General features: G+C 64.3%; 22 protein-coding genes. 11 read left to right on the top strand and 11 right to left on the bottom strand.

Translation table 11 applies throughout. From position 1 onward, the window contains the following. Nucleotides 1-86 precede the first annotated feature (86 nt). The 3 genes from der (at nucleotide 87) to V0R59_RS14360 (ending at nucleotide 3640) form a co-directional block, all read left to right on the top strand. Nucleotides 87-1553: a ribosome biogenesis GTPase Der gene (gene der, locus V0R59_RS14370; protein WP_330074920.1), complete on the top strand. Its 1467-nt coding sequence runs from the start codon at nucleotides 87-89 to the stop codon at nucleotides 1551-1553. A 159-nt stretch (nucleotides 1554-1712) separates the two neighbouring features. After that, nucleotides 1713-2861, top strand: coding sequence for a pyridoxal phosphate-dependent aminotransferase (locus tag V0R59_RS14365; RefSeq protein WP_330074919.1), 1149 nt, complete (start codon nucleotides 1713-1715; stop codon nucleotides 2859-2861). Next, complete coding sequence (locus tag V0R59_RS14360) at nucleotides 2849-3640, top strand: amidohydrolase (protein ID WP_330074918.1); 792 nt, start codon at nucleotides 2849-2851, stop codon at nucleotides 3638-3640. Before V0R59_RS14365 ends, V0R59_RS14360 begins: the two co-directional genes overlap by 13 nt. A gap of 127 nt (nucleotides 3641-3767) precedes the next feature. Here the strand turns inward: V0R59_RS14360 and V0R59_RS14355 are convergent, their stop codons facing one another. Both V0R59_RS14355 and V0R59_RS14350 read right to left on the bottom strand, forming a co-directional pair. Continuing rightward, complete coding sequence (locus V0R59_RS14355) at nucleotides 3768-6326, bottom strand: sulfite reductase flavoprotein subunit alpha (RefSeq protein ID WP_330074917.1); 2559 nt, start codon at nucleotides 6324-6326, stop codon at nucleotides 3768-3770. A 105-nt stretch (nucleotides 6327-6431) separates the two neighbouring features. Beyond that, complete coding sequence (locus V0R59_RS14350; protein WP_330074916.1) at nucleotides 6432-8786, bottom strand: TonB-dependent receptor; 2355 nt, start codon at nucleotides 8784-8786, stop codon at nucleotides 6432-6434. Nucleotides 8787-8996: 210 nt separating this feature from the next. Here V0R59_RS14350 and V0R59_RS14345 point away from each other — a divergent pair, with 210 nt between their 5' ends. Together V0R59_RS14345 and V0R59_RS14340 are read left to right on the top strand one after the other, a co-directional pair. Beyond that, nucleotides 8997-9677, top strand: coding sequence for a Fe2+-dependent dioxygenase (locus tag V0R59_RS14345; RefSeq protein ID WP_330074915.1), 681 nt, complete (start codon nucleotides 8997-8999; stop codon nucleotides 9675-9677). A gap of 3 nt (nucleotides 9678-9680) precedes the next feature. Continuing rightward, nucleotides 9681-10430 (top strand): tetratricopeptide repeat protein, encoded by a 750-nt coding sequence (locus tag V0R59_RS14340; protein ID WP_330074914.1) that lies wholly within the window; start codon nucleotides 9681-9683, stop codon nucleotides 10428-10430. Nucleotides 10431-10563: 133 nt separating this feature from the next. Here the strand turns inward: V0R59_RS14340 and V0R59_RS14335 are convergent, their stop codons facing one another. After that, nucleotides 10564-11727, bottom strand: coding sequence for a type III PLP-dependent enzyme (locus V0R59_RS14335; RefSeq protein WP_316919254.1), 1164 nt, complete (start codon nucleotides 11725-11727; stop codon nucleotides 10564-10566). 651 nt (nucleotides 11728-12378) lie between these two features. On the opposite strand from V0R59_RS14335, the gene V0R59_RS14330 reads away from it, so the two are divergent. The 3 genes from V0R59_RS14330 (at nucleotide 12379) to V0R59_RS14320 (ending at nucleotide 16412) form a co-directional block, all read left to right on the top strand. Continuing rightward, nucleotides 12379-12867 (top strand): sigma-70 family RNA polymerase sigma factor, encoded by a 489-nt coding sequence (locus tag V0R59_RS14330; RefSeq protein WP_330074913.1) that lies wholly within the window; start codon nucleotides 12379-12381, stop codon nucleotides 12865-12867. 17 nt (nucleotides 12868-12884) lie between these two features. Then, nucleotides 12885-13856: a FecR family protein gene (locus V0R59_RS14325; RefSeq protein WP_330074912.1), complete on the top strand. Its 972-nt coding sequence runs from the start codon at nucleotides 12885-12887 to the stop codon at nucleotides 13854-13856. Nucleotides 13857-13964: 108 nt separating this feature from the next. Beyond that, a complete protein-coding gene (locus V0R59_RS14320; RefSeq protein ID WP_330074911.1) occupies nucleotides 13965-16412 on the top strand; it encodes a TonB-dependent siderophore receptor in 2448 nt (815 codons plus the stop codon). A gap of 118 nt (nucleotides 16413-16530) precedes the next feature. On the opposite strand, the gene V0R59_RS14315 is transcribed toward V0R59_RS14320, so the two are convergent. The 4 genes from V0R59_RS14315 to V0R59_RS14300 are packed head-to-tail and all read right to left on the bottom strand — an operon-like array spanning nucleotide 16531 to nucleotide 19970. After that, on the bottom strand, nucleotides 16531-17685 hold the full coding sequence (locus tag V0R59_RS14315; protein WP_330074910.1) for an osmoprotectant ABC transporter ATP-binding protein OsmV: 1155 nt from the start codon (nucleotides 17683-17685) through the stop codon (nucleotides 16531-16533). Next, the gene (locus V0R59_RS14310; RefSeq protein ID WP_330074909.1) at nucleotides 17682-18335 is read right to left on the bottom strand and encodes an ABC transporter permease; all 654 of its coding nucleotides are present in this window, start codon (nucleotides 18333-18335) and stop codon (nucleotides 17682-17684) included. The genes V0R59_RS14315 and V0R59_RS14310 overlap by 4 nt, the downstream gene beginning before the upstream one ends. Further along, on the bottom strand, nucleotides 18332-19243 hold the full coding sequence (locus tag V0R59_RS14305) for a glycine betaine ABC transporter substrate-binding protein (RefSeq protein WP_330074908.1): 912 nt from the start codon (nucleotides 19241-19243) through the stop codon (nucleotides 18332-18334). Before V0R59_RS14305 ends, V0R59_RS14310 begins: the two co-directional genes overlap by 4 nt. A gap of 13 nt (nucleotides 19244-19256) precedes the next feature. Beyond that, a complete protein-coding gene (locus V0R59_RS14300; RefSeq protein WP_330074907.1) occupies nucleotides 19257-19970 on the bottom strand; it encodes an ABC transporter permease in 714 nt (237 codons plus the stop codon). A 402-nt stretch (nucleotides 19971-20372) separates the two neighbouring features. On the opposite strand from V0R59_RS14300, the gene V0R59_RS14295 reads away from it, so the two are divergent. From V0R59_RS14295 to V0R59_RS14285, 3 genes are all read left to right on the top strand, one after another. Further along, nucleotides 20373-20741: a type II toxin-antitoxin system RelE/ParE family toxin gene (locus V0R59_RS14295; RefSeq protein ID WP_330074906.1), complete on the top strand. Its 369-nt coding sequence runs from the start codon at nucleotides 20373-20375 to the stop codon at nucleotides 20739-20741. Continuing rightward, complete coding sequence (locus V0R59_RS14290) at nucleotides 20725-21054, top strand: helix-turn-helix domain-containing protein (protein ID WP_330074905.1); 330 nt, start codon at nucleotides 20725-20727, stop codon at nucleotides 21052-21054. Before V0R59_RS14295 ends, V0R59_RS14290 begins: the two co-directional genes overlap by 17 nt. A 106-nt stretch (nucleotides 21055-21160) precedes the next feature. Continuing rightward, nucleotides 21161-22744, top strand: a complete 1584-nt coding sequence (locus tag V0R59_RS14285) for a peptide chain release factor 3 (protein WP_330074904.1) — start codon at nucleotides 21161-21163, stop codon at nucleotides 22742-22744. Nucleotides 22745-22882: 138 nt separating this feature from the next. Here the strand turns inward: V0R59_RS14285 and V0R59_RS14280 are convergent, their stop codons facing one another. The 4 genes from V0R59_RS14280 to V0R59_RS14265 all read right to left on the bottom strand — a co-directional run bounded on the left by V0R59_RS14280 (nucleotide 22883) and on the right by V0R59_RS14265 (nucleotide 26662). Next, entirely contained in the window at nucleotides 22883-23962 is a 1080-nt protein-coding gene (locus V0R59_RS14280; protein ID WP_330074903.1) for a polyamine ABC transporter substrate-binding protein, read from the bottom strand. A 55-nt stretch (nucleotides 23963-24017) separates the two neighbouring features. Continuing rightward, nucleotides 24018-24359: a cupin domain-containing protein gene (locus V0R59_RS14275; protein WP_330074902.1), complete on the bottom strand. Its 342-nt coding sequence runs from the start codon at nucleotides 24357-24359 to the stop codon at nucleotides 24018-24020. 26 nt (nucleotides 24360-24385) lie between these two features. Next, nucleotides 24386-25792, bottom strand: a complete 1407-nt coding sequence (locus V0R59_RS14270; RefSeq protein WP_330074901.1) for an NAD(P)/FAD-dependent oxidoreductase — start codon at nucleotides 25790-25792, stop codon at nucleotides 24386-24388. Nucleotides 25793-25858: 66 nt separating this feature from the next. Next, the gene (locus tag V0R59_RS14265; RefSeq protein ID WP_330074900.1) at nucleotides 25859-26662 is read right to left on the bottom strand and encodes a helix-turn-helix domain-containing protein; all 804 of its coding nucleotides are present in this window, start codon (nucleotides 26660-26662) and stop codon (nucleotides 25859-25861) included. Nucleotides 26663-26692: the final 30 nt, after the last annotated feature.

Here is a 26692-nt window from a genome sequence, read left to right as displayed (position 1 = left end):
GCGACGTCGTGAGACGACGCCCCGAACTTCGGCCGCTGCCCCGCAGCGGCCTTTGTATTTTCTGAATTTACGCAATGGAGAGCCGCATGGTTCCCGTAATCGCCCTGGTGGGTCGCCCGAACGTCGGCAAGTCCACCATGTTCAACCGCCTGACCAAGACCCGCGACGCCATCGTCGGCGATCTCTCGGGCCTGACCCGCGACCGCCAGTACGGTGAAGCGCGCTGGCAGGGCCGTTCCTACATCCTCATCGACACCGGCGGCATCACCGGTGACGAGGCGGGCATGGACGAGAAGATGGCCGAGCAGTCGCTGATGGCCATCGAGGAAGCCGACTACGTGCTGTTCCTGGTGGACGCCCGCGCCGGCCTGACCGCTGCCGACCAGATGATCGCCGAGCACCTGCGCAAGCGGAACAAACAGTCGTTCCTGGTGGCGAACAAGGTCGACAACATCGATCCTGACACCGCCCGCGCCGAATTCGCCCCGATGGGCATGGGCAACGCCATTCCGGTGGCCGGCTCGCAAGGCCGCGGCATCAACGCCATGATGGAAATCGTCCTCGGTGACGTGCCGCGCGACGCGGAAGAAGAGTCCCTCGACGAGAACGTCGCCGAAGGCGAGGAAGCCACCCGCATCCCCGGCCCGAGCGAGAAGGATGGCATCAAGATCGCCATCATCGGCCGGCCGAACGTCGGCAAGTCGACCCTGGTCAACCGCATGCTCGGTGAAGAGCGTGTGGTGGTCTACGACGAGCCCGGCACCACCCGCGACAGCATCTACATTCCCTTCGAGCGCAACGAAGAGAAGTACACCCTGATCGACACTGCCGGCGTCCGCAAGCGCGGCAAGATCCACGAGGAAGTCGAGAAGTTCTCGGTGGTGAAGACCCTGCAGGCGATCAAGGACGCCAACGTGGTGATCTTCGTCATGGATGCCCGCGAAGGCGTGGTCGACCATGACCTCAACCTGCTGGGCTTCGCCCTGGAAGCCGGTCGTGCCATCGTCATCGCCCTGAACAAGTGGGACGGCATGCAGCCGGGCGAGCGCGACTATGTGAAGACCGAGCTGGAGCGCCGGCTGTTCTTCGTCGACTTCGCCGACATCCACTTCATCTCCGCCCTGCACGGCACCGGCGTCGGCAACCTGTACCAGTCGGTGCAGAACTCGTTCAAGTCGGCGGTCACCCGCTGGCCGACCAGCCGCCTGACCCAGATCCTCGAAGACGCGGTCAGCGAGCACCAGCCGCCGATGGTCAACGGCCGCCGCATCAAGCTGCGCTATGCCCACCTCGGTGGCGCCAACCCGCCGATCATCGTGATTCACGGCAACCAGGTGGAGAAGGTTCCGCGTTCGTACTCGCGTTACTTGGAAAACACCTACCGTCGCGTGCTCAAGCTGGTCGGTACGCCGATCCGCATCGAGTACAAGGGCAGCGACAACCCGTTCGAGGGCAACAAGAACACCCTCACCGACCGTCAGGTCAACAAGAAACGCCGGCTGATGTCGCACCACAAGAAAGCCGAGAAGAAGCGCAAGGACAAGCGCAAGTAAGCACGTGGCGGCGCAGGGGCGAATCCTGCGCCGCCGCTGTTCTTGATCCCGGTCAGCGCCCCCCGCTGGCCGTGTGTTACAACCTTTTTCCCGATCCGTCGATCCGCTATGCTCGGTGGTCTACCGCCCCTGGGCCGGGTCCGCAGGAAAGAGGGCTTCATGATCAGCAGCAAGCTGCCGAATGTCGGCACGACCATCTTCACCACCATGTCTCAACTCGCCGTGCAGACCGGCGCGTTGAACCTGTCCCAGGGTTTTCCCGACTTCAATGGCCCGCAGGCCCTGCTCGATGCAGTGGGGCGGCATGTCAGCGCAGGGCACAACCAGTATTCACCGATGACCGGCCTGCCGGCGTTGCGCCAGCAGGTGGCGGCGAAGATCGCCCGTCACTATGGCGTCAGCGTCGATGCCGACAGCGAAGTGACCATCGTCCCGGGTGCCACCGAAGGCATCTTCTGTGCGATCCAGGCGGTGATCCGCGCCGGTGACGAGGTGATCGTCTTCGACCCCAGCTACGACAGCTACGAGCCTTCCGTGGAACTGGCCGGTGGCCGCTGCGTGCATGTGCAACTGGACCCGGCGGACTTCAGCATCGACTGGCAGAAGTTCAGCGATGCCCTGGGCCCGAAGACTCGGATGGTCATCATCAACTCGCCGCACAACCCCAGCGGCGCGCTGATTACCCGCGCCGACCTGGACCAACTGGCGGCCCTGATCGCCGACCGCGACATCTACCTGGTCAGCGACGAGGTCTACGAGCACCTGGTGTTCGACGGTGTCGCCCATGCCAGCGTGCTCAGCCATGAGGCGCTGTACTCGCGTGCCTTCGTGGTCAGCTCGTTCGGCAAGACCTACCACGTCACCGGCTGGAAGACCGGCTACGTGATCGCGCCGCCGGCGCTGAGCGCGGAAATGCGCAAGATCCACCAGTACGTCAACTTCTGCGGCGTGACCCCGCTGCAATGGGCTTTGGCCGATTTCATGGCCGAGCACCCCGAGCATATCGACGAATTGCCGGCCTTCTACCAGGCCAAGCGCGACCTGTTCTGCGACCTGCTGGCGCCGTCGCGCTTCAGCTTCCGCCGTGCGCCGGGCACCTATTTCCAGCTGGTGGATTACTCGGCGATCCGTCCCGACCTGAACGACGTCGACATGTCCTTGTGGCTGACCCGCGAACATGGCGTGGCGACCATCCCGGTATCGGTGTTCTACCAGCAACCCATTCCTGAACAGCGCCTGGTGCGCCTGTGTTTCGCCAAACGCGAGGAGACGCTGCGCGAGGCAGCGGAGAAACTATGCGCGATCTGAGCAGCCTGCCCAATCTGAAAGTCGCCCTGGTCCAGACCAGCCTGATCTGGCAGGACCCCCAGGCCAACTACGAGCATTTCGAAAACCTGCTGGACCAGGCCCGCGGTGCCGACCTGGTGATCCTGCCGGAGATGTTCACCACGGGTTTTTCCATGGAGTCCGAACGCCTGGCCGAGCCGGAGAACGGGCCGACCCATGCCTGGCTCAAGGCCCAGGCGGTGCGGATCGATGCGGTGGTCACGGGCAGCGTGATCATCCAGGCCGCCGACGGCAGCCACCGCAACCGCCTGCTCTGGGCGCGGCCCGATGGCGAGATCCTGCACTACGACAAGCGCCACCTGTTCCGCATGGCCGGCGAGCACAAGCACTACACCCCGGGCGAGCGCCAGGTGCAGTTCGAGCTCAAGGGCTGGCGGGTGAGGCCGCTGATCTGCTACGACCTGCGGTTCCCGGTGTGGAGCCGTGACGCCCAGGACACCGACCTGTTGCTGTACACCGCCAACTGGCCGGCGGCGCGCCGCCTGCACTGGAACCGGCTGCTGCCGGCGCGGGGGATCGAGAACCTGTGCTACGTGGCGGCGGTGAACCGGGTGGGCACGGATGGCAAGGGCTTCGCCTACAGCGGCGACAGTCAGGTGCTGGACTTCCAGGGTGAAAGCCTGCTGAGCGCGGGGGAGGCGGACGGGGTGTTTACCGTGGAGCTGAGCTCGGCGGACCTGGCGGCCTACCGCACCAGGTTTCCGGCGAACCTGGATGCCGATAGCTTCGAATTGCACTGAAGCGTGCAAAGTCCTGTGGGAGGTCCAAGAGCGACGCGGGCCTTGTAGGAGCGGGTTCACCCGCGATTGCGTCGGTGATACCGCCACCGTAATCGCGGGTGAACCCGCTCCCACTGGGCCCGCGTAATCAGTAGACGTCCCGGCGATACCGCCCAAGCTCGATCAGTTCCTCGACCGCCGCCTCACCGAGCAAGCCGTTGAGCGCAGCATCCACCCCGCCGGCCATGCCCTGCAGGCTGCCGCAGACATAGATCGCCGCGCCATCCTCCAGCCAGCGCTTCAACTCCTCGCCGCGCTGCAGCAACAGATCCTGCACATAGACCTTCTCTGCCTGATCCCGCGAGAACGCCAGGTCCAGCCGCGCCAGGTCACCACTGGCCAGCCAGCCTTGCAGTTCTTCCTGGCAGTGGAAGTCATGGGCTGCATTGCGCTCGCCGAACAGCAGCCAGTTGAGCTGCTCGCCACTGGCAATACGTGCCTTGAGCAAGCTGCGCAGCCCGGCCAGCCCGGTACCGTTGCCGATCAGGATCATCGGCGCCGGTTCTGCCGGCAGGTGGAAGCCACTGTTGCGCCGCAGGCGCAGGCTCACCGTGCCGCCCATCGCCATATGCTCGGTCAGCCAACCCGAGCCTAGCCCCAGCGAACCGTCCGGGTGCCGCTCCTGGCGCACGATCAGCTCCAGCACGCCATCGGCGGCGATGGACGCGATGGAGTACTCGCGGGCATCCAGCGGAATCAGGGCATCCACCAGCGCCTGGGCGTGCAGGCCGACCAGGTGCTCGCGACCGACCGGCAACTGCCGGCTGGCCAGTGCCACGGACAGTGGCTCCCGCAAGCCATCCACCTGGACCACGGTGTCGGCGTCCAGGCCGAGCCCGGCGAGGAATTGCTCGATACGCTGGGGCGCCTGGCGCGGCAGGATCTCCACCAGGTCGCCGGCGTCCCATTGCAGTGCCGACGGGGGATTCAGGCCGAGCAGGAACACCGGCAGCCCTTGGCTGCCCGTGTTGAGCAGCTCGCGACGGTTCAATGTCCAGGATTCATAGGTCGGCGCCTGCCAGGCAGGTACCTGTGCACTGCCACTGAGCTCGGCCAGTTGCTGCTGCCAGCGTTGCAGGGCCGCTGGATCGGCGCTGTCCACTTCCACCGGGGCGAAGCGGGCGTGGGCGCCGCGCTCGCCGAGCCAGGCGTGCAGGCGCCGGGCGAAGCCGCAGAAGTGCGGGTACTGGCGATCGCCGAGCGCCAGCAGCGAGTAGTTCAAGCCTTCCAGCGACCACGGCTGGCCGAGCACCTTGCGCTCGAAGCCGCGGGCGCTGTCCGGCGCTTCGCCGTCGCCGAAGGTACTGACCACGAACAGCGCACGCTGGCTCTGGCGCAGGTCTTCTTCACTCAGGCTGGCCAGCGATTGCACGCGCACCGGCAATCCGGCGGCCTGCAGTTGCCCGGCGCTCTGCCAGGCCAGTTGCTCGGCGAAACCGCTCTGGCTGGCGAAGCCCACCAGCCAGCCGTCCTTCTGCTCGCCGCCCTGATTCAGGCCGCTGCGCGCGGCACGCACCTGGCGTTTCTTGCGCCGGCGATCGAGGTACAACAGCCAGCCGGTGATGAAGAACAGCGGCATGGTGAGGCTGGCGATGGACACGATGATCCGCCCCGGCAGGCCGAAATAGCTGCCCACGTGCAGGGCATACACGCTGGCCAGCAACTGCGCCTTGAACGACTTGTCGGTGTACACCTCGACCTTCTTGACCTTGCCGGTGGCCGGGTCGAGGGTCAGGGTGTTGAAGGCGCGTTCGTGGGCGGCGCTATCCAGCAGGTAGAAGATCATGGCCGGTTGTCCGCCGGCCTGGGGCAGGCGCAGGTTGTAGGCGGCCAGGCCAGGACCGGCGGTCTGTTGCAGGCTGTTCCAGATAGCGTCGTAGTCGACCACCTGCGCCGGTGCGTTCGCATCAGGCTTGGGCGGGCCGCCATGACCGCCGCGGCCTTCGCCGCGTTTCTGTTCCAGGCCGGCCGGCGGCTTGTCCGCCAGCAGTTTGTTCAGGCCCTCGCGGTACCACTCGTAGGACCAGAACAGACCGGTGAGGGCGAACAGCAGGTAGAACAGCAGGCACCAGGTGCCGAACACGGCATGCAGGTCCCAGTTGAACGCGCGACCTTTCTTCGCCCAGTCGAGGGTCAGCCAGACCCGCCAGTTCAGCGCCTGGCGCGGCCAGCGCAGGTACAGGCCGGAGAGGCAGAAGAACACCAGGATCAGGGTGCTGGCGCCGGTGATCTGCCGGCCGGTGTCGCCGATGGCGAGGAAGCGGTGCAGGTTGAGCATCAGGTTGAAGAAGTCGAGGCCGACCACATCGCCCTGGAACGCGCCGGTGTACGGATCGACATAGCGCAACTGGCCACGGCGCTCGCCCGGCGGTGGGGTGAAGAACACCCGCGCGGCGGCGTCGCTGTGGGTCTCGACCCAGAGCATGCTGACTTTCTTGCCCTCGGTGGCCTCGACCCGGCGCACCAGCTCGGCCGGCGCCAGTACGCCGCCGTCACGCACCTGGACCTTGAGCACCTGCGGGTTGATCGCCCGCAGGATCTCGTCCTGGAACGACCAGGTCGCTCCGGTGATACCCATCAACGCAAGCACCAGGCCGGCCGTGATGCCGAAGAACCAGTGCAGTTGGAACAACGTCTTTTTCACCACATCGACCACCTGATCTTTCTGGGAATGCGAATTACTTGCGCATTATGCCTTGATACACAAAAGCCCCGCTCACCTGAATGAGCGGGGCTTGACCTGCAGTGTCCGTCAGAAGTGGAAGCTGGTGGTCAGCAAGGTGGTACGACCCGCCGCCTGGTTGGCGAAGTGGGTGCTGTAGGCCTTGTCGTAGTAGACCTCGTTGGTCAGGTTCTGCACGTTGAGCTGCAGGTCGACGTTCTTGGTCAGCTTGTAGGCGGCCATGGCGTCGTAGCGCACGTAGCTGTCGACCATGGTGGTGTTGGCCACGCTGCCGTAGACCTCGTCGGTGTAGAAGGCGCCGCCGCCGATGGTCAGCTTCGGCGTGACCTGGTAGGTGGTCCACAGGCTGGCCGCGTTGTTCGGCAGGTTAGGCAGCTGGTTGCCGTCGTTGGCCCGACCCATGGCGCCGCCGTCGATCTGGCGACCTTCCAGGTAGGTGTAGCCAGCGAACACCTGCCACTTGTCGGTGATCTTGCCGCTGGCCGACAGCTCGACGCCGTCGACGCGGGTAGTACCGACGTTCTCGTAGGTGGTGGCATCGACCTGGACGCGGGCGTTGTCCTTCTCGGTGCGGAAGATCGCGCCGGCCAGGGACAGGCGGTTGTCCAGCAGGTCCCACTTGGTGCCGATCTCGTAGTTGGTGGTTTCCTCCGGCTCCATGTCGCTGGCCAGCAAGTTGCCGGAGCGGTCGGTGGTGCCACCCAGCGGGTTGTTGTCGGTGCCTTCGCCGAGCATGGCGCCTGGTGGGGTGGCCGAAGTGGCGTAGGAGACATAGATGCTGCCGTTGTCGGCCGGTTTCCATACCAGGCCCAGTTGGCCGGTGAAGAACTCGCTGGTGTCCTGGCCTTCGGCGCGCACGCCTTTGCTGTTGACGCTGGTGGCACCGTTGGCGGTGTAGGTGCGGTACTCGGTATCGAAGTGGTCGTAGCGCAGGCCAATGTTGACCAGCCACTGCGGGGTCAGCTCCAGGGTGTCGAAAACGTAGATCGCACGGGTCTTGCTCTTGGTGGTGGTGCCACCGTAGTTGCGGGCGATCGAGCCGGCCCACGGATCATCCGGATTCGGGTTGCTCAACGAGGTGCAGTTGTAGCCGCTGGAAGCGATGGTACCCACGGTGCAGTTGGTGCTGGACGGCGTAGTCGAAGTGATCGGCGTCAGTGGCGTGGTGTCGGTGTTGACGTCGTAGGTCGAACGCTTGCTCTCTTCGCGGCTCAGCTCGATGCCGGTGGAGAAGCTGTTCTTGAAGCCGGCGATGTAGAAGTCGCCGAACAGGTCGGTCTGGTTGGTGGTGGTGGCGGTGTTGCCCACCCGGGTGTTGGCCCGGCGCCAGACACTGCCGTTGTTGACGTTGCGCTGGCTGTCGTCTGGCTGGGTGATGATGTAGTCCTGCATCGAGTTGCCGTGGCGCAGGGTGTTCTTGATGGTCAGCGCGTCGGTCAGGTCATGCTCGACGGCGATGGTGGCGATGTCCGTGCGCGCCTTGCGGAAGTCGCGGTTGGTCAGGCCATAGAAGTTGCTGCTGTCGCCACCGTCGATCGGCTTGCTCGGGTGGGCCGAGGTGCGTGCGGTGCTGCCGGCGGCCGGGATCGAATAGGGAACGCCGGAATCCGGCAGGTCGTCGCTCTCGACGTGGTACCAGTCGAGGTTGACGCGGGTGTCGGTGCCCAGGCCGAAGGCCAGGGACGGGGCGATGCCCCAGCGGTCGTAGTTGACCTTGTCGCGACCGGCGACGTTGCTTTCGTGGCTCATCAGGTTCAGGCGGCCGGCGACGGTGTCGCTGAACTGGTAGTTGCCATCGAAGGTGTAGCGCTGGGTCTGGTCGGAGCCCCAGGTGAAGCCGCCATCGAGCGAGTTGCCCAGGTGCGCTTTCTTGCTCACCAGGTTGATGCTGCCACCGGCCGCGCCACGGCCGCCGATCGCGGAGTTCGGGCCCTTGCTGACTTCGATGGATTCCACGGCGAAGATTTCGCGGGTCTGTGCGCCGGTGTCGCGCACGCCGTCGATGTAGGTGTCGCTCTGCGAGTCGAAGCCGCGGATGAACGGACGGTCGCCTTGCGGGTTGCCGCCTTCACCGGCACCGAAGGTGATGCCCGGTACGGTACGCAGGGCGTCCTGCAGGGTCAGGGCATTGGTGTCCTTGAGGACCTGTTGCGGAATCACGGTGACCGAGCGCGGCGTGTCCACCAGCGGCGCGGTGTATTTCTGCGAGGAAGCGCGTTCCACCTTGTAGTCGGTGCTGGCCTGTTCGGCCTGGCCGGTGATGCTGGTGGCATCGAGGGCGATCGAACCATCCTTCTTGCTGGCAGCGACGGGCTCGTCGGCATAGGCCATGTGCGCGGCGGATGTTGCGGTGATGGCGACACCGATGGCGGATGCGAGCAAGCGCGGTGAACTGACAGTGGCTGGTACGAATTGACGCGACATCAGGTGGACCCCCTCCCAAGGTTTCGAGGGGGCGGAATATAAGAGCAAGTGATTGGCACTCACAATTGAGAAAGCCTTGCATTTACATTCTTTACATCTTTTCCACGAATTTTTGCCAAGGATCAACGTCCGTCCCTCGGGCGGGGCTTGTGGCTGGTAGATAGGAATCAATACCATTGGCATCCTTTTCTGCTCAGGTGCCAGATCGCCATGCTTTTACACATTGCCGGGCTGTTCAATCGCGAGGAAGTGCTGCGCATCCGCGAGGCGCTGGAGCAGACCGACTGGGCCGACGGCAAGATCACTGCGGGCTACCAGTCGGCCAAGGCCAAGCACAACCTGCAGTTGCCCGACACCCATCCCCTGGCCAAGGAGATCGGTGCGGCGATGATCGAGCGCCTGTGGAGCAACCCGCGCTTCATGTCCGCGGCGTTGCCGCACAAGGTGTTTCCGCCGCTGATCAACTGCTATCGCGAGGGCGGCAGCTTCGGCTTCCATATCGACAATGCGGTGCGCCAGCCGCGCGGCAGCGTCGAGCGGGTGCGTACCGACCTGTCCTCGACGCTGTTCTTCAGCGATCCCGAGGATTACGACGGCGGCGAACTGGAGATCCAGGACACCTACGGCCTGCAGCGGGTCAAGCTGGCGGCGGGGGACATGGTCCTGTATCCCGGCACCAGCCTGCACCGGGTCAATCCGGTGACCCGTGGCGCCCGCTATGCGGCGTTCTTCTGGACCCAGAGCCTGGTCCGCGAGGACAGCCAGCGGGCGCTGCTGTTCGAGATGGACAATGCCATCCAGCAACTCACCGCCGATGTGCCGGAACACCCGGCGCTGCTGCAACTGACCGGCACCTACCACAACCTGCTGCGGCGCTGGGTCGAGGTCTGAGGCATGGCATTCCAGTTGCGTCGTGAGGAAGTGGTCGGCAGCGACCAGTTCGGCGAGATGTTCGAAGAGAGCCCGGCCAAGGCGGCCCAGGCCCTGTTGATGGCGGCAGGGCAGAACGTGGTGGAGGCGCAGGCGCTGCTCGGGCAGATCCTCCTGGACGGGCGCGGGATCGAAAAGGACCCGGCCCTGGCCCGGCGCTGGTTCGGGATTGCCGCGAACGGCGGCAGCCTGATGGCGCACAACATGCTCGGGCGCTGCCTTGAACATGGCTGGGGCGGCGAGCCGGATGTGGCCAAGGCTGCGCTGCATTACCGGCATGCGGCCAACGGTGGACTGGATTGGGGCATCTACAACCTCGCCAACCTGCTCGCCACCGGGCGCGGCGTGGCGCTGGACCATCCGTTGGCGCTGGCCTGCTACCGGCGCGCCGCGCAGATGGGCCACGCCAAGTCGATGAACCTGCTCGGGCGCTACCTGGAGGAGGGCCTGTATTGCCAGGCGGACCTGCCAAGGGCGCGGGAGTGGTACCGGCGTTCGGCCGAGGGCGGGGATTTTCGCGGGCAGTTCAGCCATGCGGCGATGCTGGCGGGGCAGGGACAGCTGGACGAGGCGCTGGTGTGGTTGCAGCGGGCGCTGGAGGGGGGGAATGCCAACTTCCTGCGAGTAGCGGGGCCTGCTCTGGAGCAGGCGCAGCAGCCGGAGATCCGGGCGCTGGCGGGGGCCTACAAGGCGCGCCTGGCGGAGTTGGTGTAGTGGTCGTGATGGCCCCATCGCGGGTGAACCCGCTCCCACAGAGACCACTGACCTTGTAGGAGCGGGTTCACCCGCGATAGGGCCCTGAGGGGCGACACAAAAAAGGGGCTGATCACTCAGCCCCTTTTTCCATTTACAGGTAGTAAGCCTTCAGCGGCGGGAAGCCGTTGAATTCGACGGCACTGTAGCTGGTGGTGTAGGCACCGGTGGACAGCCAGTACAGGCGGTCGCCGATCGCCAGGTTCAGCGGCAGGCCGTACTTGTAGTGCTCGTACATGATGTCGGCGCTGTCGCAGGTGGGACCTGCGATGACCACTTCTTCGGTCTCGCCTTTCTTCTCGGTCCAGATCGGGAACTTGATGGACTCGTCCATGGTTTCGATCAGGCCGGAGAACTTGCCCACGTCGGTGTAGATCCAGCGCTCGACGGCGGTACGGGATTTACGCGCCACCAGCACCACTTCGCTGACCAGGATACCGGCGTTGGCGATCAGCGAACGGCCCGGCTCCAGGATGATTTCCGGCAGGTCGTCGCCGAAGTCTTCCTTCAGGAAACGGATGATTTCCTCGGCGTAGGTTTCCAGGCTGTTGGTACGGGTGATGTAGTTGGCCGGGAAGCCGCCACCCATGTTGATCAGCTTCAGCTCGATGCCGTCTTCTTCCTTCAGGCGCTCGAAGATCACCTTGACCTTGGCGATCGCGGCATCCCACACGGAGATGTCACGCTGCTGCGAGCCGACGTGGAAGGAGATGCCGTAGGGCACCAGGCCCAGGTCGCGGGCGAGGATCAGCAGGTCCATGGCCATGTCGGTCTGGCAGCCGAACTTGCGCGACAGCGGCCAGTCGGCGGTGGTGGAGCCTTCGGTGAGGATGCGCACGTAGACTTTCGAGCCCGGCGCGGCCTTAGCGATGTTGCGCAGGTCGGCTTCGGAGTCGGTGGCGTACAGGCGCACGCCCTTCTCGTAGAAGTAGCGGATGTCCTTGGACTTCTTGATGGTGTTGCCGTAGCTGATGCGGTCGGCGCTGACACCGCGGCCCAGCACCTTGTCCAGCTCGTAGATCGAGGCGATGTCGAAGCTCGAACCCTTTTCCTTCAGCAGGTCGATGATCTCGACCGCCGGGTTGGCCTTGACCGCGTAGTAGACCTTGGCGAATTCGAAGCCGGCGCGCAGGTCATCGTAGGCCTGGCTGATCATCTGGGTGTCGATGAGTACGAACGGGGTTTCCTGCTTGTCGGCGAACGCCTTCATTTTCTGGAAGGTTTCGCGCGCGAAGTAATCTTCGACCTGAATCGACATACCGGGGGACTCCATGGGCAAACTGAATGAATAAGTGGCTGCAACTGAACGCCCTCCGTATCCCCACTTTGGTTCGCCTACTTCCCAAGGCATGTCGCCGAAAGCAAAAAGGTCAACCGCGCGCGATAACTTGCTCCACGGGTGACCTTGCTGTCTCGTCGTCAGTACTTGAGCCGGATGGATCGTTTCCAGCATGGACGTTCGGCGCGAACTTTAGGACCTGAGGGGTTCAAGATCAACTAAAAATGTCGCGTTTTCGTACTCCTCGGCGGCGTGTTATCGACGTGTTTCCTTCATAACCGACTCAAGTGACAGCCATATGTTCCTTCGAATCCCCTGAGCGTAAAGAATTGTGGAATAGCTGGCGATTTGCCGAAGTTTGCCGAACTTGTCCCGCAACTGTTTCATTCGCCGAGTTTCGCCCCGAAATGACTTTCATTGAATAAAAACGACCGTCTGTCGCCAAGGCGGAAGTGGTATGCCAGCGGGGACAACTGTTCATATTTATGGCCACCCTCGGCGTAGGTGTTTTGCGCGAAAAAATTTTGCCGCCAGCCTTCGATCGGACGAAATGACGCCGCATTTGCTGCTCTTAATAAGAAACATTACTATTCGCGCACCTTCCCACCGCCTGACGATGACCTTCGCACCGTGTCTCGACCCAAAGGCTTCCTCGATCACTACCACGAGCTGATCGGCACCTGGACCCGCAAGCTGCGCAATCGCCAGCAGGCCGAGGACCTCGCGCACGATGCTTTCGTGCGGGTTCTGGAAAGCGGGGAGGGTGAGGTCGAGCAGCCGCGCGCCTACCTGCACCAGACGGCGCGCAACATCGCCGTCGATGGCTACCGCCGCGAAGACCGGCGCCAGTCCCTGGAACTGCAGGCCCTGGACCTGAGTCCGCCGGTCGACGACGACCCGGAGGCGTACATGAATGCGCTGCAACTGGCGGACAGCGTCGAGCGCGCCCTGGCCGAGCTGCCATTGAACTGCCGCAAGGTGTTCGTCTGGCAGAAACTGGAGGGGCTGACCCAGGCCGAGATCGCCGAGCGCATGGGATTGACCAAGAACATGGTCGAAAAGTATATGATCCGCACGCTCCGTCATCTGCGCGAGCACCTGGATGTGTCGACGAGATGAGTCAGGCGAATGTATTCATGAATCAGGGCGCAAGTCCCGGGCCGCACGAGGCCGCGCGCGAGCAGGCGGCCGAATGGTTCGCCCGCGTCCAGGATGCGCCGCTGTCGGCAGGGCAGCAGGCGAGCTTCGACGCCTGGCTGGCCGCCGATCCCCTTCATCGCGACGAATATGAACTGCTGGCCAGCCTGTGGCGGGCCAGCGACCTGCTGCCCCGTGAGCGCCTGCAAAGGCTGTGCGTCGAAGACCCGGTGCGCCAGTTGCCGCGCCGTCGGTTTATCACCCAGGCCCTGGCCGCCAGCGTGGTAGCCGCCGCAGTGGGCCTGGGCTGGTTTGGCTGGCAGCAACAGCGCCTCGATTATTCCGCCGCATTCGAGACCGCCTTCGGCGAGCGCCGGCAGGTCGAGCTGCCCGACGGCTCGCACCTGGAGATCAATGGCCGCACCCGCTTCGACGTGCATTTCAGCGCCGGCCAGCGGGATATCCGCCTGCAGCAGGGCGAGGTGATGTTCAGCGTCGCCCATGACCCCAGCCGTCCGTTCGTGGTGGATACCGGCAACGGCACGGTCACCGTCATCGGGACCCGCTTCGATGTGCGCCGCGATCCGGCGCAGACCCGCGTCGCGGTGGAGCAGGGCTCGGTGCGGGTGCAGGGTCAGGGCGGTTCGAAGGCTTTGCTCAGTGCCGGGCTCGGCTCCCATATAGATGCCCATGGCGCCGTCGCCGCGCCCTATCGGGTGGACGCCGCCGCGCTCACTGCCTGGCGCTCCGGCAAGCTGGTGTTCAACGACGCGTCGCTGGCGCAGGTGGCCGAAGAGGTGTCGCGCTACCGCCAGCAGCCGTTGAAAGTGGCGCCGAAAGTTGCCGGCCTGCGTCTGAGCAGCACCTTCCGCGTCGACGATACGGACGCTCTGCTGCGGGCCTTGCCGGCCATCCTGCCGGTCACGGTGGTCGCCCATGCCGATGGCTCCCACGAAATAATCGCAAAATAGATTCAGGTATTTTCCGAGTTGTTCGTCTTCCTGCCCGACCTGTAATTGCCAAGCATTTTCATTCGCAGGCAGTTGATCCCGATCCGCCCCTCAGGACATCTCGAAGACGTGAACAACAACAAGCGTTCCCCGCGTTCCGCCAGCCGCTCGCGCTGGCTGCCCCTGGCGCTGGCCCTGGCGGTCAGTGCCGGCATCGGCAACAGCTATGCCGACTCGACCCCGACCAGTATCCAGATCCACGCCCAACCCCTGGCCACGGCTCTGAACCAGCTGGGCCAGCAGACCTCGCTGCAGCTGTTCTTCAGCCCCGAGCTGGTGGCTGGCAAGCAGGCCCCGGCGGTGTCCGGCAACCTGGCGCCGGAGCAGGCGCTGCAAGCCTTGCTGCAAGGCAGCGGGCTGACCTACGAGATTTCCCAGGGCACCGTGGTCCTGCATTCGGCCCAGGCCGACAGCCAGGCGGCCACTGGCACCCTGGAACTGGCGCCAACTGCGGTGAGCATGGTGGGTGACTGGCTTGGCGACGCCCAGGAGCAGGTGGTGCAGAACCACGCCGGCGCGCGCACCGTGGTGCGCCGCGAGGCGATGGTCGAGCAGGGCGCGATGAACGTGCGTGACGTGCTCAAGGGCATTCCCGGGGTGCAGGTGCAGGACTCCAACGGCACCGGCGGCAGCGACCTGTCGCTCAACGTCGGCGTGCGCGGCCTGACCTCGCGCCTGTCGCCGCGCTCCACCGTGCTGATCGATGGCATCCCTGCCGCCTTCGCCCCTTATGGCCAGCCGCAGTTGTCGATGGCGCCGATCTCGTCCGGCAACCTCGACAGCATCGACGTGGTGCGCGGCGCAGGGTCCGTGCGCTACGGGCCGCAGAACGTCGGCGGGGTGATCAACTTCGTCACCCGTGCCATTCCCAAGGAAGCCACCGGCGAGGTCGGTACCACCCTGGAGACTTCCCGTCACGGTGGCTGGAAACATATCGAGTCGGCCTTCATCGGTGGTACGGCCGACAACGGTCTCGGCGCCGCGCTGCTGTATTCCGGGGTCAATGGCAACGGCTACCGCAGCAGCAACAACGACAACGATATCGACGACGTGCTGCTCAAGACCCACTGGGACCTGACCGAGCAGGACGAGCTGTCGCTGAACTTCCACTACTACGACGGCAAGGCCGACATGCCCGGCGGCCTGACCCAGGCGCAGTTCGACGCCGACCCGTACCAGTCCGACCGCGACTACGACAACTTCAGCGGCCGGCGCAAGGACGTGTCGCTGAAGTACCTGCGGCAGATCGACGACGTCACCCAGTTCGAAGTGCAGACCTACTACACCGACAGCTTCCGTGGCAGCACCATTGCCGCCCGCGACCAGAAGACCCTCAGCTCGTACCCGCGCAGCTACCACACCTTCGCCGTGGAGCCGCGGCTGTCGCGGATCTTCTTCACCGGGCCGGCGACCCAGGAAGTCAGCGTCGGCTATCGCTACCTGAAGGAAGCCATGCACGAACAGGCCAGTCGCCTGGCCCTGGTCAACAACGTGCCGACCGTCACCCCGACCTCCGACGGCCACGTCTACCAGGACCGTACCGGCGGCACCGAGGCCAGCGCCTACTACATCGACGACAAGATCGACATCGGCAACTGGACCATCACCCCGGGCGTGCGCTTCGAGCACATCAACACCGACTGGCACGAGCGTCCGGTGCTCGGCACCAACGGCGTGCGGGTGCAGGAGAAGAGCCGCAGCGTGACCAGCAACGAGCCGCTGCCGGCGCTGAGCGTGATGTACCACCTGTCCGATGCCTGGAAGCTGTTCGCCAACTACGAGACTTCGTTCGGCAGCCTGCAGTACTTCCAGCTGGGGCAGGGCGGGGTCGGCGACTCGACCGCCAACGGCCTGGAAGCGGAGAAGGCCAAGACCTACGAGATCGGTACCCGCTACAACGACGGTACCTGGGGCGGCGAGCTGACGGCGTTCTACATCGACTTCGACGACGAGCTGCAATACATCAGCAACGATGTCGGCTGGACCAACCTCGGTGCGACCAAGCACCAGGGTATCGAGGCCTCGGTGCACTACGACCTGTCGGGGCTGGATCAGCGCCTGGATGGCCTGAGCGCGAATGCCGGCTTCACCTACACCCGGGCCACCTATGAAGGCGAGATCCCTGGCTTCAAGGGCCGTGACCTGCCGTTCTACTCGCGCCAGGTGGTCAATGCCGGGCTGCGCTACCAGGTGGATCGCTGGACCTGGAACCTGGACGCCTTCGCCCAATCGAAACAGCGCGCGCCGGGTACCGGGACGAACGCCGATGGCAGCTTCAACGGCAACTACATCACCACGCCCAGCGCCGATGGGCAGTATGGCGACATCCCGGGCTACGTGACCTGGAGTGCCCGCGGCGGGTATGACTTCGGCAAGGAACTGTCGAACCTGAAGCTGGGCGCAGGTGTGAAGAACATTTTCGACAAGCAGTACTTCACCCGCTCCAGCGACAACAACTCGGGGATCTACCTGGGTGAGCCGCGGACGTTCTATGTGCAGGCCAGTGTAGGGTTCTGAATTTCGGCTGCCTTCCGGGCCTGCTATGCAGGCCATCGCGGGTGAACCCGCTCCTACACCGTCCCCTGTGGGAGCGGGTTCACCCGCGATGGGCCGCAAAGCGGCCCCGGAATCTCTCTTACACAGCAGCCTCGGCGGGAGAAACGATACTGGTCTTGCCCCCGCGAGACCGCCCCGAACTCAGGTACGCCGCAATGGACTCCTGGGTCACCTCGCCAAGGAACACCTTCTCCCCGTCCAGTACCGGCAACCACGCCCGGTTGAACTCGTACATCCGCGACAACAGGATGCGCAGGTGCTCGTCATGCGCCGCCGTCGCATTGAACTCGCGCAGGAAGTCGGCGCAGGTGCCTTGCTGGCGATGCAGGTCGCGTCGGCGCACATAGCCCAGTGCGCGGTTGTCGCCATCGGTCACCACCACGTACTTGCGGTCGTGCTCGTCCATCAGTTCCAGCGCCTCTGCCACCGGCATCTCCGGGCTGGCCGACGGCGCGTTGTCCGCCGCGTCCTCCGCCCGCACCAGCAGCAAGCGCTTGAGGGTGCTGTCCTGGCCGACGAAGTTGCTGACGAACTCATCCGCCGGATGGGCCAGCAGGGTGTCCGGATGATCCAGCTGGACCAGCTTGCCGGCGCGGAAGATGGCGATCTTGTCGCCCAGCTTGATCGCCTCGTCGATGTCGTGGCTGACCATGATCACCGTCTTGTTCAGCGCCCGCTGCATCTCGAAGAACTCGTTCTGGATCATCTCGCGGTTGATCGGGTCGACCGCGCCGAACGGCTCGTCCATCAGCAGCAGCGGTGCCTCGGCGGCGAGGGCGCGGATCACCCCGATGCGCTGTTGCTGGCCGCCGGACAGTTCGCGCGGGTAGCGCTGCAGGTACTGCTTGGGCTCCAGGCGGATCATGCTCATCAGCTCGCGGGCGCGCTCGTGGCATTTCTGCTTGTCCCAGCCGAGCAGGCGCGGGACCACGGTGATGTTCTCCTCGATGGTCATGTTGGGGAACAGGCCGATCTGCTGGATCACGTAGCCGATGCGCCGGCGCAGGGTCACTTCGTCAAGGCCCGTGGTGTCCTCGCCGTTGATCAGCACCTTGCCCGAGGTCGGCTCGATCAGGCGGTTGATCATCTTCAGCGTGGTGCTCTTGCCGCAGCCGGACGGGCCGAGGAAGACGCAGATCTCGCCTTCGTTGACGGTCAGGCTGACCGAGTCGACCGCCTTGACCTCCTTGCCGTTGCTTTGGAAGGTTTTCGAGAGGTTCTGGAGTTCGATCATTTGAGCAGTCCTTCTGGAGTCAGCGAGCGTTGCAGGGCTTGCAGCAGCAGGTCGGCGAGGATGGCCAGGAGGCTCACCAGCACGGCGCCGACCAGCAGCATCGACATGTCGCTGCGGCTGATGGAGGTCAGGATGAGTACGCCGAGACCGCCGGCGCCGATGGTGGCGGCGATGGTCATGACGCCGATGTTCATCACCACGGCGGTGCGCACCCCGGCGAGGATCACCGGCACGGCGATCGGCAGCTCGACCATGCGCAGGCGCTGGCCGAAGGTCATGCCGATGCCGCGGGCGGCTTCACGGATGCCCGGCTCGACGTTGGTCAGGGCCAGGTAGGTGTTGCGCATGATCGGCAACAGGGAATAAAGGAACACCGCGGTGATCGCCGGCAGCGGGCCGAGGCCCTGGCCGAACTTCGAGTAGAACGGCAGCAGCAGGCCGAACAGGGCGATCGACGGCACCGTCAGCAGCACCGTGGCGCTGGCTTGCAGCGGGCCGGCGAGGCTGGGGAAGCGGGTCATGAGGATGCCCAGCGGCACGCCGACCAGGATCGCCAGGCCGACGGCGATACCCACCAGGGTGACGTGCTGGCCAGTCAATTGCAGCACTTGCGCCCAGTCCAGGTGGGCAAAGGTATCCAGCAGGTTCATTGCGCACCTCCTTGCAGCGGATGTTCACGCAGGAAGTCGTCGGCCACCTTGCCCGGGCTCTGGTGCTCCACATCGACCTTGGCGTTGAGCTGGCGCATGGTCTCGTCGTCCAGTTGCTCGGCTAGGGGCTTGAGCAAGGTCGCCAGTTGCGGATGGGCGTCGAGCACCGCCTTGCGCACCACCGGGGCGGCGGTGTAGTCGGGGAAGTAGTGGCGGTCGTCTTCCAGCAGTTTCAGGTCGAAGGCGCTGAGGCGGCCGTCGGTGGTGTACACCAGGCCGGTGAACACCTGGCCGTTGCGCAGGGCGGTGTAGACCAGCCCGGCGTCCATCTGGCGGATGTCCTTGCGGGTGAACTGCAGGTCGTAGGTTTCGGTCAGGCCTTGGAGGCCGTCCGGGCGGTTGGCGAACTCGGTGTCGAGGGCGAGGACGTGGGTCTTGCCCGCTTCGTCGCGCAGCACCTGGTTCAGCTGGCTGATGCTGTTGACCTGAGGGTACTGCTCGGCGACGTTGCGCGGCAGGGCCAGGGCGTAGGTGTTGCTGAAGCGCGACGGGGCGAGCCAGACCAGGCCTTTCCTGGCGTCGAGTTCCTTGACCCGGGCATAGGTGGCCTCGGCGCTGGGCATGCGCTCGTCGATATGGTTGTAGGACACCAGCGACACGCCGGTGTATTCCCAGACCATGTCCAGCTGGCCGCTTTCCTGGGCGCTGCGCGCCAGGCTGCTGCCGAGACCGCCGGTGACGCTGACCTCGAAGCCGTTCTGGCGCAGGTAGCGCGCGGTGATTTCGGCCAGCACTGTCTGCTCGGTGAACACCCGGGCGCCAATGCGGATCAGGGGTTTGTCGGCGGCCTGGGCAAATCCCGCGAACAGCAGGGCCGCGCCCAGGAACAAGGCGATTCTTCGTTTCATTGGAGTCCCTCGGTCAGTGGGTCAGGCCGCGTTCCAGCCAGCGGCGGCTGCACTGGCTGACCAGCGCATCGAGCAGCAACGCCAGGGCTGCGGTACAGGCCGCGCCCAGCAGCAGTTGCGGCTGGTTGTTCAGGGCGATGCCGGGGAAGATCAGGCTGCCCAGGCTGTTGGCGCCGATCAGGAACGACAGCGGCGCGGTGCCGACGTTGATCGCCAGGGCCACGCGCACGCCGCCGACGATGATCGGCACGGCGTTCGGCAGCTCGACCTGGTACAGCGTCTGGCGCGGGGTCATGCCGATGCCGGTGGCGGCTTCCTTGAGCGAGGCGGGGACGTTTTTCAGGCCTTCGTAGGTGTTGCGCACGATGGGCAGCAACGAGGCGAGGAACAGCGCGAAGATCGCGGGGCCGGCGCCGATGCCGAGGATGCTCAGGGCGATGGCGAGGACGGCGAGGGGTGGAACGGTGTTGCCAATGTTGAAGACCTGCATGAAGCGTTCGGCGCGGTCGACCCGGTGCGGTCGACTCAGGGCAATGCCGGCGGGGATGCCCACGGCAAGCGCCGCCACCATCGACAGCAGCACCAGCATCAGGTGCGCCTGCAGGTAGAACCAGAGATCGGCGCGGTAGTGCGCGATCGTATCGATGCCGATCCAGTGGACCAGCAGGGCCAGGATGACGAGCGCGGCGGCCCATCCCATCAGCCCCTTGCCATAGCGTGCAGCCATAGGCGCGGACTCCTTTTTCATCGTCGGCGCAGCGACGCCCGCGGGGGTCGCCATTCCGGGCGACGGGCAGTCGTTGCGCGAGTAGCGGCGCGCTTTTGTGCGCGCCATGAGCGAAACCTCGTCAGGCTCGTGTTGCCGGTGAAACATCCCCCGACCAGCGGTCAGCGACTTGGCATGAGCAAGGGAATGGACGTCTCCGTTGCGCTAAAGGTTCCCATCTGAGGCGGCATTTGGCCAGTGTTAATCCCTGGGGTGTAGGAAATCTCGCACGAAAAACCAGCGTGATTCTGGCCTGTAGGCGTTGAAATACCTGCTGTCGGGCCGTTAGTCGCGAGGGGCAGCATTTACCTCCGTACTTCTTGCGAATAGTCGCTTGAGGGAATATTCCTTCGGAGGTATTTTATGGCGTGGCCGATCATTTTCTGTACGGAGTTGCTTGAGGAGCTCGACGGCATCGACAAGCTGGTCAAAAAAGTATTCCTGGGGCATCTGATGTTGTTGGAACAGATGGGGCCGATGCTGGGAAGGCCGCATGTGGATACATTGAAAGGCTCTGTCTACAGCAATATGAAGGAACTGAGGTTCAGTGCTGCTGAAGGGAGCTGGCGGGTTGCTTTTGCGTTCGACCCTTCGAGATCCGCAGTCATGTTGGTCGCTGGCGACAAGATGGGAGTCGATCAGAACCGCTTCTATCGAAGTTTGATCAAGCGGGCTGATGAGCGCTTTGTCAGGCACCTGATGAAAGGAAAGGATGATGTCCAAGACACTTGATGAAGTAATGAGCAGCCTGCCACCGGACTTCCGGGCGGAGGTCGAAGAGTACGGTCACGAGCTGATCCGTGAGGAAATGACAATTCAAGCCTTGCGCCGCGAGTTGGGGCTGACGCAGGAGGGCCTGGCCGAGCAAATGGATATCCGACAGGCGACCGTCTCCAAGGTTGAAAAGCGAAACGACATGTTGATCTCAACACTCCGCAATTACGTAGAGGCTCTTGGCGGAAGGCTCGAGTTGGTAGCCAACATGCCAGGTCGTGGACGGGTAACGCTGGACGGGTTTAGCAGCCAGCGCGAGTGTGTCGAGTAGTCGGTCTGTGTTTTTGCTTGGCAAGGGCGGGGACCCGATTTTGGTCCCCGCCCAACTTCAGGTATGATACCGCCCCTTTTTTCAATCCCCAGTCAGGCGATTTCCCATGACCCAACAGGCCGCCGAAGTCGCGAAGCGCCGCACTTTCGCAATCATTTCCCACCCCGACGCCGGTAAGACCACCATCACCGAAAAGCTCCTGCTGATGGGCAAGGCGATCGCCGTCGCCGGTACGGTGAAGTCGCGCAAGTCCGACCGCCATGCCACTTCCGACTGGATGGAAATGGAGAAACAGCGTGGTATCTCCATCACGACCTCGGTGATGCAGTTCCCCTATCGCGAGCACATGATCAACCTGCTCGACACCCCGGGCCACGAAGACTTCTCGGAAGACACCTACCGTACCCTGACCGCCGTCGACTCGGCGCTGATGGTGCTCGACGGCGGTAAAGGCGTCGAGCCGCGGACCATCGCCCTGATGGACGTCTGCCGCCTGCGCGACACGCCGATCGTCAGCTTCATCAACAAACTCGACCGCGACATCCGCGACCCGATCGAGCTGCTCGACGAGATCGAGGCTGTCCTCAAGATCAAGGCCGCGCCGATCACCTGGCCGATTGGCTGCTACAAGGACTTCAAGGGCGTCTATCACCTGGCTGGCGACTACATCATCGTCTATACCCCGGGCCACGGCCATGAGCGTACCGAGGTGAAGATCATCGAGAAGCTCGACTCCGACGAAGCCCGCGCGCACCTGGGTGACGAGTACGAGCGTTTCCTCGAACAGCTGGAGCTGGTGCAGGGCGCCTGCCACGAGTTCGACCAGGACGAGTTCATCAACGGCCAGCTGACACCGGTGTTCTTCGGTACCGCGCTGGGCAACTTCGGTGTCGACCATGTACTCGATGCCGTGGTCGACTGGGCCCCGCGCCCGTTGGCACGGGTTGCCCACGAACGTACCGTGGAACCGGTGGAAGAGAAGTTCAGCGGCTTCGTGTTCAAGATCCAGGCGAACATGGACCCGAAACACCGCGACCGCATCGCCTTCATGCGCATCTGCTCGGGCAAGTACGAGAAGGGCATGAAGATGCGCCATGTGCGCACCGGCAAGGACCTGCGCATCGGCGACGCACTGACCTTCTTCTCCTCCGAGCGCGAGCAACTGGAAGAGGCCTATGCCGGCGACATCATCGGCCTGCACAACCACGGTACCATCCAGATCGGCGATACCTTCAGTGAAGGCGAGAGCCTGGGCTTCACCGGTATCCCGCACTTCGCCCCGGAACTGTTCCGCCGCGTGCGCCTGAAGGACCCGCTGAAATCCAAGCAACTGCGCCAGGGCCTGCAGCAACTGGCGGAAGAGGGCGCGACCCAGGTGTTCTTCCCCGAGCGCAGCAACGACATCATTCTCGGCGCCGTTGGTGTCCTGCAGTTCGATGTGGTCGCCAGTCGCCTGAAAGAGGAATACAAGGTCGAGTGTGCCTACGAGCCGATCACCGTCTGGTCGGCACGCTGGATCAGCTGCGATGACAAGAAGAAGCTGGAAGACTTCAAGGTCAAGGCGATGGAAAACCTGGCGGTGGATGGCGGTGGTCACCTGACCTACCTGGCGCCGACCCGGGTCAACTTGTCGCTGATGGAAGAGCGCTGGCCGGATGTGAAGTTCCGCGCAACCCGCGAACATCACTGATTTCTCAAAGGCAGAACGCGGATCCTGTGGGAGCGGGTTTACCGGGACGCCGGACCGCCGCGATTGCGGCGGTGAATTCACCATCGTAATCGCGGGTAAACCCGCTCCCACAGGATCCGCGTTCTGCTTTAGAGCGGTTTAATTCCCCGCCTTGATACTGGTCCAGATCCGCGTCCTGATCCGGTCGATCTTCGCCGGCATCGCTTCCAGCGCATACAGCTTGTCCATCACCTCTTCTCCCGGGTAGATCATCGGGTTGGCCTTCAGCGCCGGCTGCACCAGCGCGTCCGCCTGCTGGTTGCCATTGGCGTACTGCACGAAGTTGCTGATGTTGGCCATCACCTCCGGCTGCAGCAGGTAGTTCATGTAGGCATAGCCCGCCTTCTCGTCCGGCGCATCCGCCGGCATCGCCACCATGTCGAACCACATCGGCGCGCCTTCCCTGGGAATCGAGTAGCCCACCTTCACCCCGTTCTTCGCTTCTTCCGCACGGTTCTTCGCCTGCAGCACATCGCCGGAGAAGCCCACCACCACGCACACGTCGCCATTGGCCAGGTCGCCGGTGTATTTGGAGGAGTGGAAGTAGCTGATGTACGGCCGCACCTTCATCAGCAGGTCCTTGGCCTTGTCATAGTCCTTGGGATCCTGGCTGTGATGCGGCAGGCCCAGGTAATGCAGGGCGATCGGCAACAGCTCCGGGCCATTGTCCAGCACCGCGACGCCGCAGCTCTTCAGCTTGCCGATGTACTCGGGCTTGAAGATCAGGTCCCAGGAATCCACCGGCGCATTGTCGCCAAGCACCGCCTTGACCTTGTCGATGTTGTAGCCGATGCCCGTGCTGCCCCACAGGTACGGGAAACCATGCTGGTTGCCCGGGTCGTTGACCTCCAGCGCCTTGAGCAGCACCGGGTTGAGGTTCTTCCAGTTGGGCAACTGGCTCTTGTCCAACTTCTTCAGGGCGCCGCCCTGGATCTGCCGGGCCATGAAGTGGTTGGAAGGGAACACCACGTCGTAGCCGGAGTTGCCGGTCATCAGCTTGCCATCGAGGGTTTCGTTGCTGTCGAAGACGTCGTAGGTGGGCACGATGCCGCTGGCCTGCTGGAAGTTCTTCAGCGTGTCCGGGGCGATGTAGCTGGACCAGTTGTAGATCTTCACCGAGTCGGCGGCGCTGGCCACGCTGGCGGCCAGCATCAGGGGTGCAACAAGGAGCTTGCGCATGTCCGGGGTACCTTTCTTTATCTGTTGTTATCGAAGGCAGCAGGCGATCAGCGGATCAGAAAATCAGCACGTAGGTCTTGCGCACCGTTTCCTGGATGTCCCAGATGCCGGTGCTGTTGGCCGGTAGCATCAGTGCGTCTCCGGCTTCTATGGTCAGGGGCTCGCCACCATCGGGGGTGAAGGTGCAGCGACCCTTGATGAAATGGCAGAACTCCTGTTGCACGATCTGCCGTCGCCAGCGGCCCGGGGTGCATTCCCAGATGCCGGTTTCCACGCCGTCGTTGCGCTCGACGCAGGTGACCGAGGCCACTGCGACGGGTTCGCCGAGCGGCACGGCGACCGGGCTGGAAGTCTCCAGGGCGACGCTGTCGGTGTGTTTGAACTGGGTGATGCTCATGACTGCGGGTTCCTCTTGGTCCGGATTCAATTCATGAAGCTCTGCATGAAGTCCGCCAGCCCGCTGGCCATGCGCCGACGCCAGGGTGGGCTGGCGGGGCTGGCAAGGGTGCGGTCCTCGAAGATGAAGCTCTGGATGATGGCGTTGTAGCCGAGCCAGCGGCACGGCTCCGGCGGCCAGCTGGCGAGGCTGGACAGCGCCCGGTTGTCGTGGACCCAGGGCTGCGCGGTGAGGGCGTTGTGCTGACCGAGGATCAGCGCGGCGAGGGTGCGTCCGCCCAGGTTCGTGGCGCCGACACCCTCGCCGCCGTAGCCGCCGGACAGGGCGATGCCGCGCTGGCGGTCGCAGAGCATGTGTGGCCGGAAGCGCCGCGCCATGCCCAGGTTGCCGCCCCAGGAATGGGTGATGCGCACGTTCTTCAACTGCGGGAACAGCTCGCCGAACAGGTAGCGGCGCAGATCGATTTCGCCGGGCGTCAGACTGAAGTCTTCGCGCAGGCGTCCGCCGAAGCGATAGCCGCCGCGGGCGCCGAACATCAGGCGGTTGTCGCGGGTGCGCTGGCCGTAGGTGACCTGCCGGCTGTTCTCGCTGAAGGCCTGGCCTTCCTTCAGCCCGATTTCGTCCCACACCGAGTCTGCCAGCGGCTCGGTCGCCACCAGCAGGCTCTGCACCGGCAACTGGTGCTTGCCCAGCGGCGGCAGGCTGGCGGCGTAGCCCTCGACGGCGGGTACCACCCAGTGGCTGCGGATCGTCGCTTGCGGGGTGCGTACCTGGCCGGGGTGCCAGTCGATGGCCGGGGTGTCTTCGTAGATCTTCACGCCCAGGCGCTCCACCGCCCGAGCCAGGCCGCGAGCCAGTTTCGCCGGCTGGATGGTGGCGGTGTGCGGGCTGAAGATCGCGCCGTAGGCGTTGCTGACCCGCAGATGGCCTTCCAGTTCTTCGGGACGCAGCCAGCGGTAGTCGTCGGCGGTCATGCCTTGGCGGTACAGGTCGTCGAGCCAGCTGCGCAGGCTCTTTTCCTGTTCCGGGTAGCGCGCCGCGCAATACAGCACGCCGCCCTTGCGGTAGTCGCAGTCGATGCCTTCGCGGTCGAGCACGCGGCGTGCTTCATCGGGGATGTCGTGGAGCAGGTCGATGCTGTCGCGGCGTTGTTGCGGGGAAAGCGTGGCCAGCAGGCGGTCGTCGCCGAGCATGTTGCCCATCAGCCAGCCGCCGTTGCGGCCGGAGGCGCCGAAGCCGGCGAACCTGGCCTCGATGATGGCGATGTTCAGGTGTGGCGCCTGCTGCTTGAGGTAGTACGCGGTCCACAGGCCGGTGTAGCCGGCGCCGATGATGCAGACATCGACATCCAGGTCCTGGCTCAACGCCGGGCGTGGCTCGATCTGTTCGTCGAGCTGGTCCATCCACAGGCTTATCGTGCGCCAGGCTTGCATCGGGTACTGCTCCACATCCGCGAAAAGGTCTGACGTCGATCCTAGTGGCGGGCGGGGCGGGCTGTCTTACGTGCGTGCACGCAGGGAAATCTGCTTCACATAGGCCTTGGGCGAGAGGCCGGTGTGCTCGCGGAAGCACTTGTAGAAGGCGGACAGGGAATTGAAGCCGGCATCGAAGGCCAGCTCGTCGATGGGCGCGGCAGGGCTGGCACCGTCCAGGCCGTCGAGCAGATGCTGCAGGCGCGCCTGGTTGACGTAGCGGTAGAAGCTCTGGCCGAGCACCTGGTTGAGCAGGTAGGAAATCTGGTTGCGGCTGTAGCCGCTTTCATTGGCGACCCGTTGCAGGTCCAGTTCCGGATCGAGGTAGGGGCGCTGGCGCTGGAAGTAGTGCTCCAGGTCCTGGGCCATGGTGCTCAACTGCCGTGGCGACAGGCCCAGGCGGCTGGTGGCCGGGCGCGGGCCACCGGTGGTGCTGGCCTTGCCGTCCTGGCGAACCAGGGTGGCGTATTCGTTGACCCGCCAGATCAGTCCGTCCTTGACGGTGATGGCTTCGCTGGACTGGAAGGCCACCAGCCCGTCACCGCCCTGCACCGTGACCTGGTACTGGATGAAGGCGGTGCAGCCGTCGACGCGGATGCGGTCGCTGTGGACGATGTCCTCGCCGGCCTCATGGGGCAGGCAGGCGTGCACGTAGTCGCGCAACTGCGCATGGCCGAGGACGCGGTTCTGGAAGAAGTCGTGGTACTGGACGTCCGGGTGATACAGGGCCATGACGCCGTCGAGGTCGCGATGCTTCCAGCACAGGTGGTAGCGCATCACGGTGGCGGCGGTGATCGGGGTCTGTTCGGGGCCGTCGGGGAGGGAAGTCATTGCCCGATAGTGCTTCAGGGCTTTATCGCT

The organism is Pseudomonas ulcerans, assembly GCF_036324125.1.
In the GTDB taxonomy this organism is placed as follows: Bacteria; Pseudomonadota; Gammaproteobacteria; order Pseudomonadales; family Pseudomonadaceae; genus Aquipseudomonas; species Aquipseudomonas ulcerans.
The sequence above is the reverse complement of the archived record's forward strand: the minus strand, read 5'-3'. Positions and strand labels throughout refer to the sequence as shown.

Coding starts and splice junctions, on each gene's coding strand:
- der (WP_330074920.1), top strand. CDS start 87: ATGGTTCCCGTAATCGCCCTGGTGGGTCGCCCGAACGTCGGCAAGTCC.
- V0R59_RS14365 (WP_330074919.1), top strand. CDS start 1,713: ATGATCAGCAGCAAGCTGCCGAATGTCGGCACGACCATCTTCACCACC.
- V0R59_RS14360 (WP_330074918.1), top strand. CDS start 2,849: ATGCGCGATCTGAGCAGCCTGCCCAATCTGAAAGTCGCCCTGGTCCAG.
- V0R59_RS14350 (WP_330074916.1), bottom strand. CDS start 8,786: ATGTCGCGTCAATTCGTACCAGCCACTGTCAGTTCACCGCGCTTGCTC.
- V0R59_RS14345 (WP_330074915.1), top strand. CDS start 8,997: ATGCTTTTACACATTGCCGGGCTGTTCAATCGCGAGGAAGTGCTGCGC.
- V0R59_RS14340 (WP_330074914.1), top strand. CDS start 9,681: ATGGCATTCCAGTTGCGTCGTGAGGAAGTGGTCGGCAGCGACCAGTTC.
- V0R59_RS14335 (WP_316919254.1), bottom strand. CDS start 11,727: ATGTCGATTCAGGTCGAAGATTACTTCGCGCGCGAAACCTTCCAGAAA.
- V0R59_RS14325 (WP_330074912.1), top strand. CDS start 12,885: ATGAATCAGGGCGCAAGTCCCGGGCCGCACGAGGCCGCGCGCGAGCAG.
- V0R59_RS14315 (WP_330074910.1), bottom strand. CDS start 17,685: ATGATCGAACTCCAGAACCTCTCGAAAACCTTCCAAAGCAACGGCAAG.
- V0R59_RS14310 (WP_330074909.1), bottom strand. CDS start 18,335: ATGAACCTGCTGGATACCTTTGCCCACCTGGACTGGGCGCAAGTGCTG.
- V0R59_RS14305 (WP_330074908.1), bottom strand. CDS start 19,243: ATGAAACGAAGAATCGCCTTGTTCCTGGGCGCGGCCCTGCTGTTCGCG.
- V0R59_RS14300 (WP_330074907.1), bottom strand. CDS start 19,970: ATGGCTGCACGCTATGGCAAGGGGCTGATGGGATGGGCCGCCGCGCTC.
- V0R59_RS14295 (WP_330074906.1), top strand. CDS start 20,373: ATGGCGTGGCCGATCATTTTCTGTACGGAGTTGCTTGAGGAGCTCGAC.
- V0R59_RS14290 (WP_330074905.1), top strand. CDS start 20,725: ATGTCCAAGACACTTGATGAAGTAATGAGCAGCCTGCCACCGGACTTC.
- V0R59_RS14285 (WP_330074904.1), top strand. CDS start 21,161: ATGACCCAACAGGCCGCCGAAGTCGCGAAGCGCCGCACTTTCGCAATC.
- V0R59_RS14280 (WP_330074903.1), bottom strand. CDS start 23,962: ATGCGCAAGCTCCTTGTTGCACCCCTGATGCTGGCCGCCAGCGTGGCC.
- V0R59_RS14275 (WP_330074902.1), bottom strand. CDS start 24,359: ATGAGCATCACCCAGTTCAAACACACCGACAGCGTCGCCCTGGAGACT.
- V0R59_RS14270 (WP_330074901.1), bottom strand. CDS start 25,792: ATGCAAGCCTGGCGCACGATAAGCCTGTGGATGGACCAGCTCGACGAA.
- V0R59_RS14265 (WP_330074900.1), bottom strand. CDS start 26,662: ATGACTTCCCTCCCCGACGGCCCCGAACAGACCCCGATCACCGCCGCC.